The organism is Candidatus Thiothrix sulfatifontis (genome assembly GCA_022828425.1).
Taxonomy (GTDB): domain Bacteria; phylum Pseudomonadota; class Gammaproteobacteria; order Thiotrichales; family Thiotrichaceae; genus Thiothrix; species Thiothrix sulfatifontis.
On sequence record CP094685.1, the window covers coordinates 2,628,099 to 2,645,781 of the forward strand.

Here is a 17,683-nt window from a genome sequence, read left to right on the forward strand (position 1 = left end):
CGACTTCGTGTCGGCTATTTCATTAAAAATAACAGAAAATCAGGGATTTGCATGAGCCAACTCACCCGCCAGCAACTCTACGACAAGATTAAAGAAACCTCCAAGGATGAATACATCCTCAGTGAGATGCAACGCTTGGGCTACTGGAAGGAAGACGCACAGCCGACGCTGGCAGCATCCCTGATCAAACGCCGTGGTGATTTGCAACGCCAAATCAATGCCTTAGCGTCGCAAATTACCGACCCCAAAGCTGCCCTCAAAGCCATCCACCAAGAACGCATGGCAGCGGCGCGTCAGCAACGCATTGATACCAAGGTCAAACGCGAAGTCGAGCGTTACCAACGCGCACAGGCTTGGCACGAAAAACAGCAAAATCACATCCATTACCTCGGTGACGCTGCCGGATTCAAACCCTCTGCCGCTGATGATCTCTCGGATGCCGAACGCCTCAACAGTCTAGGTTTACCTGTCTATTCCAACGCCGCCGAACTCGCCGCAGGCATGGGCATTACCCTCAACGAATTGCGCTTTCTGACCTACAGCAATCAAGTCTCGCGGGTGTGCCACTACCAACATTTTGCGATGCAGAAAAAGTCCGGCGGTACGCGCCTGATTTCCGCGCCGATGCCGCGTTTGAAACGTCTGCAATACTGGGTGTTGGACACTATTCTGCAACCGCTGGAACTCACCGAACAAGCGCACGGTTTCGTCACCGGGCGCAGCATTGTCAGCAATGCCCAGCCGCATCTGGCGCAAAAAGTCGTGATCAATATGGATCTGAAAGACTTTTTCCCCACCGTCACTTACCCGCGAATCAAAGGCACGTTTGCGCAACTTGGCTACAATAACGAGGTCGCGTCCCTGCTCGCGTTGCTGTGTTCTGAAGCCGATACGCAAACGGTGGAAATGGATGAGCAACGTTATTACCTCAACAGCACTAGCCGCCGCTTGCCACAAGGCGCACCCACCAGCCCCGCCTTGAGTAACGTGATTTGCCGCACGCTGGACAAACGCTTGCAAGGCTTGGCGACCAAACACGGTTTTGCCTACACCCGTTACGCCGATGACTTGACGTTTTCTGGTACGGATACTGCCGCCGTTCCCGCCTTGTTATACGGTGCAAAAGCCACGGTGACAGCGGAAGGTTTCAACGTCCACCCCGACAAAACCCGCATCATGAAACAGGGCAGCAAGCAGGAAGTCACTGGCATTGTGGTCAACCAACACCTGTCGGTCGATAACAAAAAGCTCAAGCAATTCCGCGCCCTGCTGTTCCAGATCGACAAAGACGGCTACGGCGATAAAAGCTGGGGCAACAGTTACAACATTCTGGCAAGCATCAAAAGTTACGCGCATTACGTGCGCATGGTGAACCCCGAAAAAGGCAGCCGGTTTCTGGAACAGATTGCCGCCATCCAGCAAAAACACGGCAAACCCAACGTGGCGATGAAGTTTACTAACACGCAATTCCGTGAACGTGCCGCACAAGGCAAGTTACCGCTGGAATCCATGCAGGTTGCGTCCGTCAAACCAACGCCGACGCTGGATGACACGATTCAACACCGCGACGTGCTTATCGAAGTCCAACAAATCATCGGAGGTAAATCATGAAACTGATTCGCCGTACTACCCTACGCTTTCAGGATGGCACATCCGACAAAGTGTACGAAGTTGACATTGTGGAAGCCGCCGATGATAGCTATCTGGTGAATTTCCGCTACGGACGTTCCGGTAAACCGTTGACCGAAGGCAGCAAAACCGCCGCGCCCGTGGATTCTGCCAAAGCCAAAAAAGTCGCCGATAGCCTGCTGGTTAGCAAGATGAATAAAGGCTACCAAGTGCTGATGGGCTACAACCCCGTAACGGGCGAAACCATCGGCGCAAGTGCTGCCGCGCAACCTGCCGCCGCGCCCCGCAAAGGCAAAAAAGCCCAAAGCCGCAACCAGCAAATTCTCGAACGTCTGCAAAAATTCGCCGAGAGCGACACGATTACGATTGACGGCTACCGCCTGAGCCGCAGCGTGTGGAAAGCGGGTGAATTGCGCATTCCCGACCTGACCGCCGCACTGCAAGCCCTGCTCGCCAATCTGCCTGCCAAAGCCAAAGACGACGCGATGACGTATTACAGCATCGCATGGGCAGCGGGGCGCACCCGTGACCCTGCCGCGTTCGCCGTATTGCAGCAGCTCCAAGACAAAATCCCCGCGCATCTCTATCAATTTGCGTGTTTGCAAGTGGGGCAACCACCGGAAAGTTGCTTGCCGGAATTCGACCAAACGTTGGATGCCGTGCAAGCCATCGAAGCCATCCAAGCTTTCGATCACTACGCCGCGATGTCCTTCGACCGTGTGAACACCGAAGATCGGGCATACATCCAGCATGTGCTGCACTGGCAAGGACTGACTGCCGCTGTCGAACAAGCCTTAAGCCAAACCGTGTTGACGGATGCCGATCAGGATTTCATCCAACTGCGCGTCGATGCCTCCAGTTACGCGCAAATTCAAGCCAACAAAGCCGCCGCGCCGGAACTCGAATCCGCAATTCAGGACGTGTTGCGCTACCACTATAACGCCCGGCTCGATCAAAAAAAGCACGAGTACCAAGCCGATTTCGACCTGTACACCCAACTGTTGGCAGGCATGAATCTGGAAACCGTGCTGGCAAACGATAGCTGGAATATTGACCGCGCCCGCGAAGGCAATGTGCAATACCTGTGGGGCGATTCCAAACGCAACCTGCAAAATGCCCTGAAAGCTACCGGCAAAGTGAAAAATATCAGCAGCTTGTGGCAACGGGTCATTCACTACTACGAGCTGCAAAGCAAACGCCAGCAAGCCGTATCCGCCGATCGTTTGCAACACTGCTACGCCATTTTGCACACACATCAAGCGTATGATGATGTGGTCAAACGCATCGTCCCCACGCTCAATATCGACAACTGGTTTTACGGCTATCAACACAACGTTAGCCCCGCCATCCGCAGCAAATACGACACCGCGCTGGCATACCATGTGCGCCGCTTGTTCCAAGACCGCTTCGTCGATTTGCGCCAAGAAGCCCTCCAGCCCAAGGAGCAATTGCTGGAACATTACAGCCAGCATGTCGTGAATTTGTACGCGCTTGCCAGCATTCAGCCGGAAAAACGCGCATCGGCATTCACCGCCATTCAAAACGCGCCCGTGAATCACTCATTCACAGCCTCCTTCCGCAAGCTCTACAAAATGGCAGAGTTTTTGGACGATCACACCGCGCTGGCGATCTTGAATCATCGGCTGGAAACCACACCCGACGATGGCAGACGGCAAAGCTGGCGCGAAGAAAATCCCAGTTTCACCCAACAAAGCAAACGCTATTTACGCCGCCGCACCGTGCGCCATTTACGCAATCTCGGCAAATTTTCGCCCAACGATTACCTGCAACTGGCACGGGAAATACTGGTATTGGCGGACGATGCGTCATCCGTGGCGCAACGTACCCCAAAAAAACAACTAATCCATTTCCCCGATTTGGTAGCAATGAATTTCATCCTGCACCGCCACAGCCACTTGTACGAACAAGACTACAAGGGTTCATGGTTTTTGCAGGAAAACCGTTCCACCGAAGCCAATCAGCCGGAAGCGTTTGCCACTTTGTGGGCGTATGCGGGTCAGGATTTGCTCTACATTTTGCGCCACTGCAAAGCAGCGATGGTGAACGATTTTGCCTACCGTCGCTTGCAACCACAAACCGCATTTTTGCAGGAGCAAACGCAAGCGACGTGGCTGGAGCTGGTGGTGCGCCCTTACGAAAATACCGCGTTGCTGGCGTTGGAGCATTTGCGCGACAGCTTGCAGCAAACCGACGTGGTATTCGCGCTCTTAAATGCGCATTTTGCCGCCATTCGTCATCACGGTTTGGCGAATCTGACCCCGGCGCATTTTGCGAAAAACCCAGATTTGTTGTTGGATTTGCTGCTTTCGCCACACGATGATGTGCAGTTGTTCGCCAAGAATTACGTGTACGCGATGCCTAACAACCATACGCTGTTGCCGCTATTATTGGCTCGCCCCGAACCTGCGTTGCAAGCTTTGGGGATTGCGCTGATTGGCAAATTAAGCGATGCCGAAAAACGCGAATACCGCGTGCTGCTGTTCAATGCGCTGACCGATGAAAATGCTGAATTGCGCCGTGGTGCGCGGCTGGCGGTGTTGGCGGTCAACGATGCGGCTTTCCAGAAAGACATTTTTGCGCACATTTTGCCGGTGCTGTTCAAAGCCGAACCTGTCGAAGGTTACAGCGACGATATGCTGGTGATTGTGCAAGCGGTTGCACCGATTCACGCAGAGATTGACCAGAACTTGCTGTGGCGGTTACTGACAGCGAAAAGCAAATTGGCGGAACGTGCCGGGGCATTGATCTTACCCGCACACTCTGCCAGCGCGTTTTCGATTAAGCAGTTGACGATGCTGACTAAAATCCCCACCTTGCAAGTACGAGCGTGGGCAATGGCAGCATTGCAAGCGGATGCCACGCGGGTGACGGAACAATTTGCAGAAGCGGTACGGATTTTGGATAACCGTTGGGATGATACCCGCGCCCAAGCGATTGCCCTATTTGCTACGTTTGAGGCTGACTTTTGGACAAGCGAGCGCGTGGTTGCGGTCTGTGATCAGGTTTACCACGATGTGCAGCAATTTGGGCGCGAACTGGTATTGCGCGGCTTTGAACACGGCGAAGGCGAACACTATTTGCTGCAACTGAGCCAACACCCTGCCAATAACGTGCAGTTGTTCGTGTCGAATTTCTTGCAGCAATACGCCAGCGACAAGCCCGACACCATCCTCCAGTTGCAAGGCTATTTCAATACCGTGCTGTCACAAGTCAATCGTGGGCGTTTGGTCAAAGATCGCGTGATTGCCTTTCTGTTCACCGAATCCGGCAAGGATGAGCAAGTCGCTCGTATGGTGGCGACCTTGTTCACCGACCAATCCCTGAGCCGCGTGATTGCCGATAAAGCGCGTTACATCAAGACCTTGTTTGAATTGCAAAACCGCTACGGCATCCAACAAACGCCAGTGCACGTGATCGCACCCGCAGTGAGGGCTTTCTGATGGAGTTTTCCAGAAAATATAACGGCAACTCGCAAGTATCGACAAATAGCCGTGAAACGAATATGTCCTTTGTGCCGGATGCGCTGCGCAACCCGACGTTTTTTGCAGCGGATTTGGGGCAACATATCCCCTTCCGCGAAGCCATGTCCGCGCTGCATCAAGTAGTGGTGTCGGATATGGCGTTCCAGCCCAAGGACAAATCCGATTACAAAGCGTGGTTGAAAACGCAAGAGGATGTGTTTTTAGCGGAAGCGATGGCGAAGCATGGGCAAATCAAAGCGCAACTGGATGAATTACGTCAGCAAATGCGCGAAGTGCAACACGCCGAAAGTGCGGTTTTATCGCCGTTTTATACAGCGCGTTCCAAGTATTTCCAGTATTTGTACAAGAACGATATGGATGCGTGGTTTGTGCTTGATCCGGTGATCACGGTTCACCCCGACAGCCTTTTCTTTGAATGCTTTTCGCAGGACGAATCCAGTTACGGCAAACTGAGCTGCCGCTACGAAGTGTTTCAGAATGTGCGCGAACACGCTTACGGCACGACCAATATCGACTATTCGCACGAGTTGTATCAGGAATTCCAGAAAATCCGTGATTACAAGCGCACCGAATTTGTGATTGATCCGTCGGGATTTGAGGTGAAAACTAATCTGAGTGATGACTTTAAGGAGGAGAAAATCGACCTGCCAGATAGTTGGGTGCGCGGTTTTCTGCAAGTCAGTTCGGCGATGAGTTTGCCCTTTACAACATTCAATCTGCACCCAATGGATATGTACAATATCTTGCTGTTTTTGAAGCGGCATAAGGAAAAAACCGGGCCACGTTCCTTGCGATTTTGCCTGACACCGGATCAGCCGATTCAGGTAAAGTTTGATCCGTGGGGCGAAACTTTGATCTGTCCGCGCAGTGTTTACACGGGCAATGCGGCGCAGGAAGTGCGGATTTGGGGACGGAGGCGCTTGTTCATTCTGGAACGTTTGTTACCGATTGTGAAGCATTTCCGCGTGAGTTTGCTGGGTTCGGGTTTGCCGAGCTTTTGGGTGGCGGAAATGGAGTACATGACGTTTACCTTGGGCTTGTCGGGCTGGAGTGCCAATGATTTTTCGCGGATGGGCAATTTCGACCTGATGGCTCCGCGTGGTGAAGTGGATAGCGTGACTGCCGAGCGCGTGTTTGCGGCGTTGCAGACTACTTGGCAGGAAAGCGCCACGTCGCTGGCGTTGCGGCTGGGGTTGGATGAGTTGACGGTGAAATCGGCGTTGGGGATTTATTCGCAATACGGGCGGGTGTTGTACGACATGGATAAAGATGTGTACCGCATCCGCGAACTCAGCAAAGACCCGTTACCGATGGATAAGCTGCGTTTCAGCAATGAACGCGAAGCGCGGGCGGATAATTTCCGTAAGGCGGGATTGGTGATGGTGGTGGCGCGGGAAGCGCAGCAGAATGGACGGCAGTTAGTGCGCGGCGAAGTGATTGATAACGCGCATACTTACCAGCCAGAGATTACGCTGGATGCGGATATGCGCTTGGTGGAAGCGAAGTGTTCTTGCCACTTTTATATTCAGAACAAGCTGAATCAAGGGCCGTGTGAGCATATGTTGGCGGTGCGGTTAGGAACGCACAATACCAATTCCTAGTAAAACACTGGGGTTTATGCGTAATCGAAACCAAGAGCCTCTACAATTCAATCATCGTAATATTGGTAGCAAGAGGAAACCTTTATGTTTAATCCCATTGAAATACCCTTTGGATCAGCGATGTTATTTAACGTGGTTGACTTGAAAGAAGGCGTCACTATTGAAGACGTAGAATTGTTATTGGGCGAAATGTGCAATGTCGTCAAAAATAATTACGGCGACGATAACGGTGGATTTATTGGTGGACAAGTGTACCGCAATGCCGGTTTTATTTCCGAAGAAGGCAGCGTCGGTAGCAATGACAGTCACAAAAATAAGCGCGTTAAGCAAAACATGGGCGACATTGTTATCGTGACTTATTGGAAGTCTTTTGAACAACACGAAAAATCTCATGCTGACAAATTGTTTAAAGAGAAATTCTCACAATTAGCGGCATTTTGTGATGATACCTATGAAGTCGGCTATGAAATGTTGTGGCAGGGCGTCCCTGAAGCACATTAAACACACATTAGTTGGCTGTCTTTTCAGCAACACGTTGGCGCAATGCATTCAAATGCTGTAACGTCGCGTAACCATCCGCTGGTAGATTGTTATCCATTTGCCAGCGGCGTACCGCAGCACGGGTGTTTGGTCCCAACTTGCCATCCAAACCATCCGTACTGTAACCCGCTGCCGTCAATAAGGTTTGTAACTCGACTTTTTCTGCGTGACTTAGCGGCACATCTTCTTTAGGCCAAGTTGCCAACAACGGCGGTTTGCCTTGGATACGATCACCCAAATAGCCGACAGCGAGCGCGTAATTTTGTGCATTGTTGTACTTGAGAATCGCATCAAAATTGCGCAATGCCAAAAACGCTGGCCCCCGATACCCCGCAGGTAACAGCACAAACGCACTGCTAGTGCTGCTCTCCAAGGCTTGCCCATTGACCGCGCTCACACCCGCAATGGTTTCCCAGATATTCAATGGCAACCAGAAATCCACATCCGCTTGCGACCAGTCGAATTTAGCAGGCAAGCGCACTTCAAAACCCCACGGCTGGTCACGTTCCCAACCGGAACTGGCGAGATAATTGGCGGTGGAGGCCAGCGCGTCGGGAATACTGTTGACCAGATCGCGATGCCCGTCGCCGTCAAAATCAACCGCATAGCTTTCAAACGTTGTGGGGATAAACTGGGTGTGTCCAATAGCGCCTGCCCACGAACCTTGCATCGAAATCGGCGGCATGTCACCATTTTGCACAATTTTTAAAGCTGCAATGAGTTGTTTTTGCCAGAATTCTCGCCGTTCCGTTTCCCCCGCATACGCCAGCGTCGCTAAGGAACGTACAATGCTGTAACGCCCGGTATGGTTGCCAAAATTGCTTTCCAGCCCCCAAATAGCCAAAAGGTATTCGGGCTGTACACCGTATTGGGTGTGGATGCGCTGTAGCAGCGGGGCATAATCACGTAAGAGCTTTTGCCCGTTGGCAATGCGCTCCGGCGAAGCGGCGGTTTCGAGGTATTCCCATACGGTTTTAGTAAATTCCGGCTGATGTGCCTCCAAGCGCAGAACTTTTTTATCAGGCAGCAAACCGCGCAAAGCCCTATCCACGGTCTCCGCGTTAATACCTTCCGTAATGGCAACCTGGCGAAATTGCTGCTTCCATGCATCAAACGCACTATCAATCGTGGTGCTGTATCCGAACAACACCATTATAAGCAATAACACTACCGGCAACCCATGTAACCACTTCTGGTTCATTCAGCCGTTCCACACACTCGACAAATCATCGGTATATAATAGCAGACTTGGCTGAAAACGCTTGTGGAAGGCCAAACTTTAGTCTTTTTTCTTGCCAACCGGACGCGCAAACGGGCTAACATTGCCCGCCACGCTCCCGGATTCAAGCGCATGGATTTTACTGACGCCAGTGCGCTCTACCTCGTCAATGCGAATCACCGAATGAATGGGAATGAAACTGCGCTTCACAGCTTCAAACTCGGTTTTGAGGCGTTCTTCGCCGGGGTCGATGACCACCGTGCTTTGCGTACCGAAAACGATTTCTTCAACCACAACAAAGCCATACAAGTCTGATTCATAGACTTGTTTAGCAAAGATTTCGTAAATCTTGTCTTGGTTGACGAAAGAAATGCGGTAAATGCTGCGGTCGCTGCTCAACGGTGTTGCCTCAAGGAATAATAATGGGGAAATAGCTTTAGTTGTAGCAGAAAACCAGCGGGAAGTCACTTTCCCACTAACATTCGCCTGTCGATGATCTGCTTCCACTTCTCAGGGCCGGTGTTATGCACCGACTCGCCGTTGCTATCCACAGCCACCGTCACGGGCATATCTTTGACCTCGAATTCGTAAATCGCTTCCATGCCGAGTTCGGGGAACGCCAGCACTTTCGCGCCGGTAATCGCTTTGGACACCAAATACGCCGCGCCACCGACTGCCATCAGGTACACCGCGCCGAATTCCTTGATCGCTTCAATCGCAATGGGGCCGCGTTCGGATTTACCGATCATGCCCAGCAAGCCGGTTTGTTGCAGGATTTGGCGGGTAAATTTATCCATACGGGTGGACGTAGTGGGCCAGCAGGGCCGACCACTTCATCACGTACCGGATCAACCGGGCCGACGTAGTAAATGAAGCGTCCTTTCAAATCGACCGGCAGTTGTTTCGCCTTTGTTGAGCATGTCGATCATGCGCTTGTGCGCCGCGTCACGCCCCGTGAGCATTTTGCCCGACAGCAAGACGGTTTCGCCCGGTTTCAGGTTGCGTACTTGTTCGGGGGTGATGGTGTCGAGGTTGACGCGCGTGGCTGATGCGCCGCCGTCCAGCGAGATTTGCGGCCAGTTGGACAGGTCTGGTGGGGTTTGCAGCGCTGCGCCTGAACCGTCCAGCACGAAATGCGTGTGGCGCGTCGCCGCACAGTTGGGGATCATGCACACGGGCAACGAGGCGGCGTGGGTGGGGAAGTCTTTGATTTTGACATCCAGCACCGTGGTTAAGCCGCCCAAACCTTGTGCGCCTACGCCGAGATTGTTCACCTTTTCGTAGAGTTCCAGACGCAATTCTTCGACGCGGTTTTGTGCGCCACGCGCTTGCAGCGCTTGAATGTCGATGGATTCCATCAGCACTTCTTTTGCCATGACAGCGGCTTTTTCCGCCGTGCCGCCAATACCAATACCGAGCATTCCCGGTGGACACCACCCTGCTCCCATGGTCGGCACGGTTTTCAACACCCAATCCACAATGCTGTCGGACGGGTTGAGCATGACCATTTTGGATTTGTTTTCAGAACCGCCGCCTTTGGCTGCCACATCAAACACCACTTTGTCGCCGGGGACGATTTCGTAATGAATGACCGCTGGCGTATTGTCCTTGGTGTTTTTCCGCGCACCCGCAGGATCAGCGAGGATGGAGGCACGCAACACGTTATCGGGGTTCAGGTACGCACGGCGCACGCCTTCGTTGATCATGTCAGTGAGGCTCATGTCGCCTTCCCACTGCACGTTCATGCCGACTTTGACGAACACGGTAACGATGCCGGTATCTTGGCAAATCGGGCGATGCCCTTCGGCACACATGCGCGAATTGACGAGGATTTGCGCGATGGAATCCTTCGCGGCAGGGGATTCTTCACGCTCCCACGCTTGGTGCATCGCTTCGATGAAGTCGAGCGGGTGGTAGTATGAGATGAATTGCAGCGCATCCGCGACACTGGCGATTACGTCGGCTTGCTTAATAATGGTCATGGCTCTATTCCCTTGGTGGTTGATCAACTGCGGGCGGAGACTGTTTTTGTTGTGGCGCACAATCGTAGGCGAAAATGCGTGTGAATACCATTATTTCATGCCGTGACGTTAAGCTATATACTGTTTCACCTCTATTCAACCCCAGAAGACCCTCATGCGCGTACTTGGAATTGAAAGCTCTTGTGATGAAACCGGCGTGGCGTTGTACGACACCGACAAAGGCTTGTTGGCGCATCGCTTGTTCAGCCAAATTGCGATGCACGCGGAATACGGCGGTGTGGTGCCGGAATTGGCATCGCGGGATCATATCCGCCGCGTGTTGCCGTTGCTGCGCGAGGCGTTGGTGGATGCAGACATGACGATGGCGGGTATTGATGGCATTGCGTACACCGCAGGGCCGGGGCTGATCGGGGCATTGCTGACGGGGGCTGCGATTGCGCGGTCGATGGCGTGGGGCTTGAATGTTCCTGCCGTGGGCGTGCATCACATGGAGGGGCATTTGCTCGCGCCGATGTTGGAAGAAAATCCGCCGGAATTGCCGTTTGTGGCGTTGCTGGTATCGGGTGGGCATACCATGTTGGTGGATGTGCCGCGCATTGGCGAATACCACATTCTGGGCGAAAGCGTGGATGATGCGGCGGGTGAGGCGTTTGACAAGACCGCGAAACTGATGGGGTTGGAGTATCCGGGGGGGCCGTTGCTGGCGAAGCTGGCGGAACAAGGACGTGAGGGGATTTACAAATTTCCGCGCCCGATGGTGGATCGACCGGGCTGTGATTTCAGCTTCAGCGGCTTGAAGACGTTTTCACTGACGACGTGGCAAAAGTCTGGGCAGACGGAGCAGGATAAGGCGGATATTGCGCGGGCATTTGAGGAGGCGGTGGTGGATACGCTGTTTATTAAATGTCGGCGGGCGTTGGAACAGGCGGGGCGTAAGCGGCTGGTGGTGGCGGGTGGCGTGGGCGCAAATCGACGTTTGCGGGCGCGGCTGGCGGAGTTGCAGGCGGAGGTGTATTTCCCGCGTTTGGCGTTTTGCACCGATAATGGCGCGATGATTGCGTATGCGGGTGCGTTAAGGTTACTGGCAGGGGCGAGTGAAGCGGCGGTGATTAATGCGCGTCCGCGTTGGGCGTTGACCGAGTTGGACGCGATTTAATCGCATGGAAACCGTTTACCATGCCCCTCCCCTACCTGTTACTTATGCGACCACGGTGTAAATCAACCAGCCGGTATACCCGAAATACACACTTAACATCAAAATGCCTTCCCAATGGGTCAGGTGTCCCGGTTTGCGGAAACCATAAGCCATCACAAACAAGCCGAAGGTGACTGCCAACATGACCGGGAAATCACGGGTCAGCACTTCATCGGCAACCGCAATCGGGGCAATTGCCCCGGCAATCCCGACCACTGCCAAGGTATTAAACAGATTCGAGCCGACAATATTGCCCAGTGCCAAATCGGATTCGCCTTTGCGAGCCGCCGCAATGGAAGATGCCAATTCCGGCAATGAAGTACCCAGCGCGACAATCGTCAGCCCAATAATCAAATCGCTGACCCCTAAGGCATTCGCAATATCCACCGCACCCCACACCAGAATCCGCGAACTAATGATCAACAACACCAAACCGACCGCCAACCATACCAAGGCGGTTTTCAACGTCATCGGGTGGCTTGCCAATTCTTCTTCTACCTCCGCAGACAGCGCATCATTCCGCCCACGCAGCGCCGAGTAAATAGACCAACCCATAACCCCGAAAAACACCACCAGCAAAATAACCGCATCCCAACGGCTGATTTCCTTGTCCCATAACAACAAACCCGACAACAGCGTCACCGCCAGCAAAATCGGCATTTCTTTACGGACAATATCCGAATGCACTGCAATCACCGCAATCACGGCGGTTATCCCTAATATCAAGGCGATATTTAAAATATTGGAACCGTAGGCATTGCCCAACGCCAAGGCGGGATTGCCTTCCCACGCGGCAAAGGCCGATACGGTCATTTCAGGGGCAGAAGTACCAAACCCGACGACCACCATTCCGATCAGCAGTGAGGGCATTCCTAAATGTTTTGCGGTGGCAGCAGCGCCTTCGACAAATTTATCGGCGCTCCATACCAATACAGCAAGGCCGACAACAATAGCAGCTAGTGATAACAACATACTGGCATCCTTTGCGTTTGATGAGACAGGATGATTTATGCCATTTCTAAACAAGGTCTGCCAGAATCCCCTACCGCTGACTAGCGAATGCGACATTTTCTGCCGCAACGTCTTCACCGTCAGTGACGATGACCCAGCAGGAAAGCTTTTCGAGTATTTGAATATCCGGTAATTGTTGATAGCCCTGTACTTGCTGGATGCCTTCGGCGCGTTTGTCATCCCACAGGTGCGGGTGTTTTTTCCGCTCAGATTTCTTGCAGTATTTCAGCTCGATCAAATGCTGGTGTTTAACCGGATACGGGCTGCGCTCAAGCAACAGAATATCCGGGTATTTGTGATTGACCTCCGGCTCGCTTTTGATGAAATAGATGGAAGATTGATACAACAACGTCACCAACAATACCTTGAGGTGCTTTTCATCCATTTGCATGAAATCGCGGTTGGATAACACCATTAATATCGACTGAATTTCATGCCGCAAGGGTTCGATGTCATTGTGCAAAGCCAGCGCAGTCACCGCTTGTTGCAGCTTTTGGGGCGGAATGCTGAACTGGTTTTTACGCTCGATCTCGACCTTAAAATAGGCAAAATACAGCCGCTTGATAACATGGTTAGGAATACGAAAACGCTGCACACCAAACTCAGAACCCGCCAGTGAAACGAAACCCATGTAGCACAGCAGGCTGATAAAGTCTTCGCGATCAAAACCTTTGTCAAAATCGAATTTGCGCCGCTGTTGCGCGGTGACTTCCCCTTCACTGATCAATTCTTCCAGCACGGCATAATTGGTATCACGGTCGCCGATGGAAAACATACGCATGATATTGCGGTAATCGGAAGCAATATTTTCATCCAACATTTCTTCAGGAAAGGCACAATTTTTGGCATCAACGTGTTTCAGGAAATACAACACCATATTAGCGTTGTACATCGGCTGCCCTTTACTGGCGAAGACGTAGCCGTTATACCAATCTTTCAAGGTTGCCATCAGGGTATCGGCATTGATGGCACACTGCTCAGTCAACGGATAAATCAGCGAGGTCGTTTCTGCTTGTGTTAAACCAATGGCTTCGTTAAACGCGGGCAATAGCGAAAGGTTTTCAACCATGTTGAAACCGGATGTCAGGCTATCCAGCATGATGGGGGTAACGCCAGTAATGATCAGGCGGTCGATGCTTCCTTGCTGTGTTGCGGCTTTGATGCTTTCATAAAACGCCCGCACGAAGCCGCCCTTCCCCATGATTTTGCAGAAGTAGTGCAAGTCTTCCGCTAACAGCGCATTGGCGAAATGGTCATATTCGTCAATAATCAGGTAAATCTTTTGATCATCCAGTAGGCTAAGCAGATAATTCAGCTTATCAGCGGGAGTCGGAGAATCAAGCTGATACAAACGATCTAAACTTTCTGCTGGATAGTGGTATTTTTTCAGGAACGTGGCTATTGCCAGTGTGATTTTATTATTAAATGCCGAATAAATGCTTTGCGGGTCATCCGTGCTGATGCCGCTGAATTCCAGAAACAGGATTTGGTAGCGGTTCTGGTTGCCGGTTGGGTTCTGACCGGCGGCGAGATGACCGAACAGGCGGTGGAAGTCGTCCTTGGCTTTGATGTCGTAGTAATACGCGAGCATCGAGACGAACAAGCTTTTCCCGAAGCGGCGTGGGCGCATGATCAGGTTGTAACGGCTGGCGTCTTCAAGGGTTTGAATCCAGCCGGTTTTGTCGACGTAGGTGTAACCTTCTTCGATAACCGTTTTGTAGTGGCTGATGCCGTAGGGGAGTTTCAGTTTCATACTTGCCTCGTTCCTGCGCTTTGCTCTGGTGAGTATAGGTCATCCGCCGCGCTATCCACCCGCACCTGCCCATTCATCAACATCGGCAACAACCAATCCCGCAATGCTGCCAACCGCTGATTTTCTTTTTTGTAAGCCAATGTAGAAAGCAGTAAGTTGTTAATTACAGATACAAGCAAATCACTACATTTATTCGATTTGGGCATAGACATCTTAATATCTGCCAAATCTCCCTTCGTCATAAACTTAACAATAGAACCACGAGAACACTTAGTTATACTATCTATACGGTTAATTACTGCAAAATATAAAAGAGCATAAAACTGTTCATCGTTAGGAATTAAAACATACGTTCGTTGATAAGCGTTAAATTTCCCATGATACATTTTTACATTAAAATTACCATTGCCTGCGACTAGCACTGCCTTTCCATCAAAGACATATTCATTGCATCGTAATATCTCTTCTCCACAAGTGAAGTAAGAATACTTACCATTTGGATTTGAAAAGTTTGCATCTTCTTTCCCAGTTAATACAGAAGTTAGATCAGATAGTGACTTTAATTCCCAACCCGCCGGAATCTCCCGCTTCAACTCATTGCTATACAACATCTTTCCGCCCGATGACTTATACGGTTTGCCGTTTTCATCGGGGAAATCGAATTGCACAAACCAGTAGTCATAGAGGGTTTTTGCCATTGCTTCGAGTTCGGCGTTAATGCGGTTGTTGATTTCGATTTTTTTGTCGATGGAAGACAAAAGCTTTGCTACGGATTTCTGCTCACTTAATGCAGGAATCCGAATGCGAAATTTCGGTAACTCATTGAGTGCGATACGATCAACTGTTGCACCTGTTATTGTATTAGCAACAATAACCCCCTGAAAAGCAGGCGATAAATAGGTGTACAACAGATATTCAGGAATCACCTTGCTTTTATCAGGTCTGAGCAATCCCATACGTCGACCAAGACACGCTTTTATACCCTTAGGCATAAGTGCAGCTTCACCCAAACGGGTTTCATAAGAAAAGAGAAGATCACCTTCTTGAGGTGTAACTCGTTTTGTCCATTTAATATAATCTGTTTCACTAAGGTGAGCGGATTTTGATAAATCGAGAGAACCATTAATTAAACTGGAAATACTCAAAAAATATGGCCCAACTTCTATCTTTTCAGGCGTTGCATGTGGCCCATCAAAAACCTCTGCAATTTCACCAATTGCTTTCATGAAATTATCCACTGATTTTGAGGCTCGCTAGTTGAGTTTCGAAGCTGTGAGATTCGGCTTCGCCGTTCCCCCCATCCCCAACCCTTCCCCCGCAAGGGGTGAAGGGAGCAAGAGGAGCATTCTGTGTGGTATTGCCTGAAATTCCGGCTGAAACTACCGCTCTTAGCCCCTTCACCCCTTGCGGGGGAAGGGGTTGGGGATGGGGGGAAAGTTCGGAGTCTGGCAGTAAATCAATCCACCAAACTTGTGTAGTTGGACACTTGCCAAGTGTAGAAGAAGCCAATTGTGCAACAGCCTGTTGCACTAATAGAAAGTGCGAATCTGAATTGTGCAGCAGGCTGCTGCACGATTGATGTAGCGAGAAATTACTCATACTTCAAACTCGCTAACTGGGTTTTGATCTCGGTTTCGAGAGTGCGGGATTCGGCAAACAGTGCATCGAGGTTGTCAGTGAAGCCTTTCATTTTGGTGGCGAATTCGGCGGCGGTGATGTCGGTGTATTCGATCTTTACGTCGAAGTATTGCCCCGCGCTGAAAGAGTAGTTTTTGGCTTTGATTTGGTCGTAACTGACCACCACCGAAAAATCATCCACCGCTTGCTTGGCGTTGAAGGTGTCGATAATGCGCTGCTCTTCCGCCACCGTAAGCACCGTTTTCTGGTTCTTGCCATCCTTGACGGTTTCGCCAAGGTTAGAGGCATCAATCAGCACCACCTTGTCTTGGTTGCCCTTGTCGATGAACAAAATCGAGACATTCGTCCCCGTGGTCGCAAAAATATTGCTCGGCATCGACACCACACCCGCCAGCATGTTCTGTTCCACCAACCGCTCCCGGATGCTCTTATCAATGCCGGATTGCGCCGTAATAAACCCGGTCGGGACAACAATCGCCGCCCTGCCCTTGTCTTTCAGTGAATACATAATGTGCTGGATAAACAGCAAATAAATCGCCATTTTATCCTTGGCTTTATTCGGCACATTCGGAATCCCCGCAAAGAAACGCGCCTTGTTTTCCTTGCTATCCAAATCATCGCGGAAATCGCTAAAATCCATCTTGAACGGCGGATTGGAAACAATGTAATCAAACTGCGCCAGCTCAGCCCCATCCTTGTGATACGGCAACGAAATCGTATTGCCCTGAATAATATTCGGAATGGAATGCACCAGATTGTTCAAAATCAGGTTAAGCCGCAACAGCCCGGATGATTTTTGCGAAATATCCTGCGAATAAATGCTGCACCGACTCTCCCCAATCGCATGGGCAAGGTTCATCAGCAACGTCCCCGAACCCGCCGACGGGTCGTAGCACTTGACGTTCATCACTTTGCCGCGCACCTCGGTTGGCACCAGAATCGCCGCCATAATCTTGGCGACCGCGTGCGGGGTGTAATATTCCGCGTATTTGCCGCCGCTGTCCTTGTTGTAGTCCTTAATCAGGTACTCAAAAATATCCGCAAAGAAATCAAAGCCCTGCGTAAAAATATGTTCAAAGCTGAAATTCACCAACTTATTGATAATCGCCTTACAGAAATTGTCGCGCTCACCGGGGTCTGAAATGAACTGGCTGAGTGCATCAAACAGGCGAATTTGCGCCCCGCCCCCGGTTTTCACCGAGAAAATATCACTATTGAGGATGGCAATTTCACGCAAGGTATCATCAAACAGCTTGGCGAAATTATCCTCGTTTTGCCGCGCAAACAAATTGGAAATCAAGTGTTCCGGGCGCAAATACGCTGTGCCTTCGGGCAGCAGCATGGTCAACATTTCATAATCATCAATGTCGAGACTGGCGATATGCTGTTCCCAATTTGGCGCGTTGGCGGTGGCTTTATCGGCTTTCTTCAGCTCATACGCCAGCTTGTCGCACAGGAATTTGTACAGGAAAACCTGCGTAATGATCTTGAATTCATTGCCGTCATTACCCAACCCGTAAGCGGCGCAGATGTTTTTCAGGTTGTCGATCAGTTCGGTGGTGCTTTTCTTAAAATCGCGGTTCAGTTTCATTGGCCTTCTTTCTTAAATCCT

At 51.1% G+C, this 17,683-nt stretch carries 11 protein-coding genes and 1 pseudogene; 5 read left to right on the plus strand and 7 right to left on the minus strand.

Annotation, left to right across the window (positions count from 1 at the left end; all coding sequences use genetic code 11):
• Positions 1-51 precede the first annotated feature (51 nt).
• The 4 genes from L3K52_13070 to L3K52_13085 all read left to right on the plus strand — a co-directional run bounded on the left by L3K52_13070 (position 52) and on the right by L3K52_13085 (position 7,234).
• Positions 52-1,611, plus strand: a complete 1,560-nt coding sequence (locus L3K52_13070; GenBank protein ID UOG91129.1) for a reverse transcriptase family protein — start codon at positions 52-54, stop codon at positions 1,609-1,611.
• The gene (locus tag L3K52_13075; protein ID UOG91130.1) at positions 1,608-5,090 is read left to right on the plus strand and encodes a hypothetical protein; all 3,483 of its coding nucleotides are present in this window, start codon (positions 1,608-1,610) and stop codon (positions 5,088-5,090) included. Before L3K52_13070 ends, L3K52_13075 begins: the two co-directional genes overlap by 4 nt.
• On the plus strand, positions 5,090-6,733 hold the full coding sequence (locus L3K52_13080; protein ID UOG91131.1) for an SWIM zinc finger domain-containing protein: 1,644 nt from the start codon (positions 5,090-5,092) through the stop codon (positions 6,731-6,733). Before L3K52_13075 ends, L3K52_13080 begins: the two co-directional genes overlap by 1 nt.
• Positions 6,734-6,817: 84 nt before the next feature.
• Entirely contained in the window at positions 6,818-7,234 is a 417-nt protein-coding gene (locus tag L3K52_13085) for a hypothetical protein (protein UOG91132.1), read from the plus strand.
• A gap of 7 nt (positions 7,235-7,241) precedes the next feature.
• On the opposite strand, the gene L3K52_13090 is transcribed toward L3K52_13085, so the two are convergent.
• The 3 genes and pseudogenes from L3K52_13090 to L3K52_13100 form a co-directional block, all read right to left on the minus strand.
• On the minus strand, positions 7,242-8,474 hold the full coding sequence (locus tag L3K52_13090) for a lytic murein transglycosylase (GenBank protein ID UOG91133.1): 1,233 nt from the start codon (positions 8,472-8,474) through the stop codon (positions 7,242-7,244).
• A gap of 78 nt (positions 8,475-8,552) precedes the next feature.
• Complete coding sequence (locus tag L3K52_13095; protein ID UOG91134.1) at positions 8,553-8,891, minus strand: DUF1820 family protein; 339 nt, start codon at positions 8,889-8,891, stop codon at positions 8,553-8,555.
• Between the two features lie 65 nt (positions 8,892-8,956).
• A pseudogene (locus L3K52_13100) lies at positions 8,957-10,474 on the minus strand (fumarate hydratase).
• A 154-nt stretch (positions 10,475-10,628) separates the two neighbouring features.
• Here L3K52_13100 and tsaD point away from each other — a divergent pair.
• Positions 10,629-11,630, plus strand: coding sequence for a tRNA (adenosine(37)-N6)-threonylcarbamoyltransferase complex transferase subunit TsaD (gene tsaD, locus L3K52_13105; protein ID UOG91135.1), 1,002 nt, complete (start codon positions 10,629-10,631; stop codon positions 11,628-11,630).
• Positions 11,631-11,672: 42 nt separating this feature from the next.
• Here tsaD and L3K52_13110 read toward each other — a convergent pair whose 3' ends face one another.
• The 4 genes from L3K52_13110 to L3K52_13125 all read right to left on the minus strand — a co-directional run bounded on the left by L3K52_13110 (position 11,673) and on the right by L3K52_13125 (position 17,662).
• Positions 11,673-12,641, minus strand: a complete 969-nt coding sequence (locus L3K52_13110) for a calcium/sodium antiporter (protein UOG91136.1) — start codon at positions 12,639-12,641, stop codon at positions 11,673-11,675.
• 70 nt (positions 12,642-12,711) lie between these two features.
• Positions 12,712-14,433 carry an ATP-binding protein gene (locus tag L3K52_13115; GenBank protein ID UOG91137.1) on the minus strand — a complete coding sequence of 574 codons (1,722 nt, stop codon included), beginning with the start codon at positions 14,431-14,433 and terminating at the stop codon, positions 12,712-12,714.
• On the minus strand, positions 14,430-15,659 hold the full coding sequence (locus L3K52_13120) for a restriction endonuclease subunit S (protein UOG91138.1): 1,230 nt from the start codon (positions 15,657-15,659) through the stop codon (positions 14,430-14,432). Before L3K52_13120 ends, L3K52_13115 begins: the two co-directional genes overlap by 4 nt.
• Before the next feature lie 365 nt (positions 15,660-16,024).
• Positions 16,025-17,662, minus strand: coding sequence for a type I restriction-modification system subunit M (locus tag L3K52_13125; GenBank protein ID UOG91139.1), 1,638 nt, complete (start codon positions 17,660-17,662; stop codon positions 16,025-16,027).
• Between the last annotated feature and the right edge of the window lie 21 nt (positions 17,663-17,683).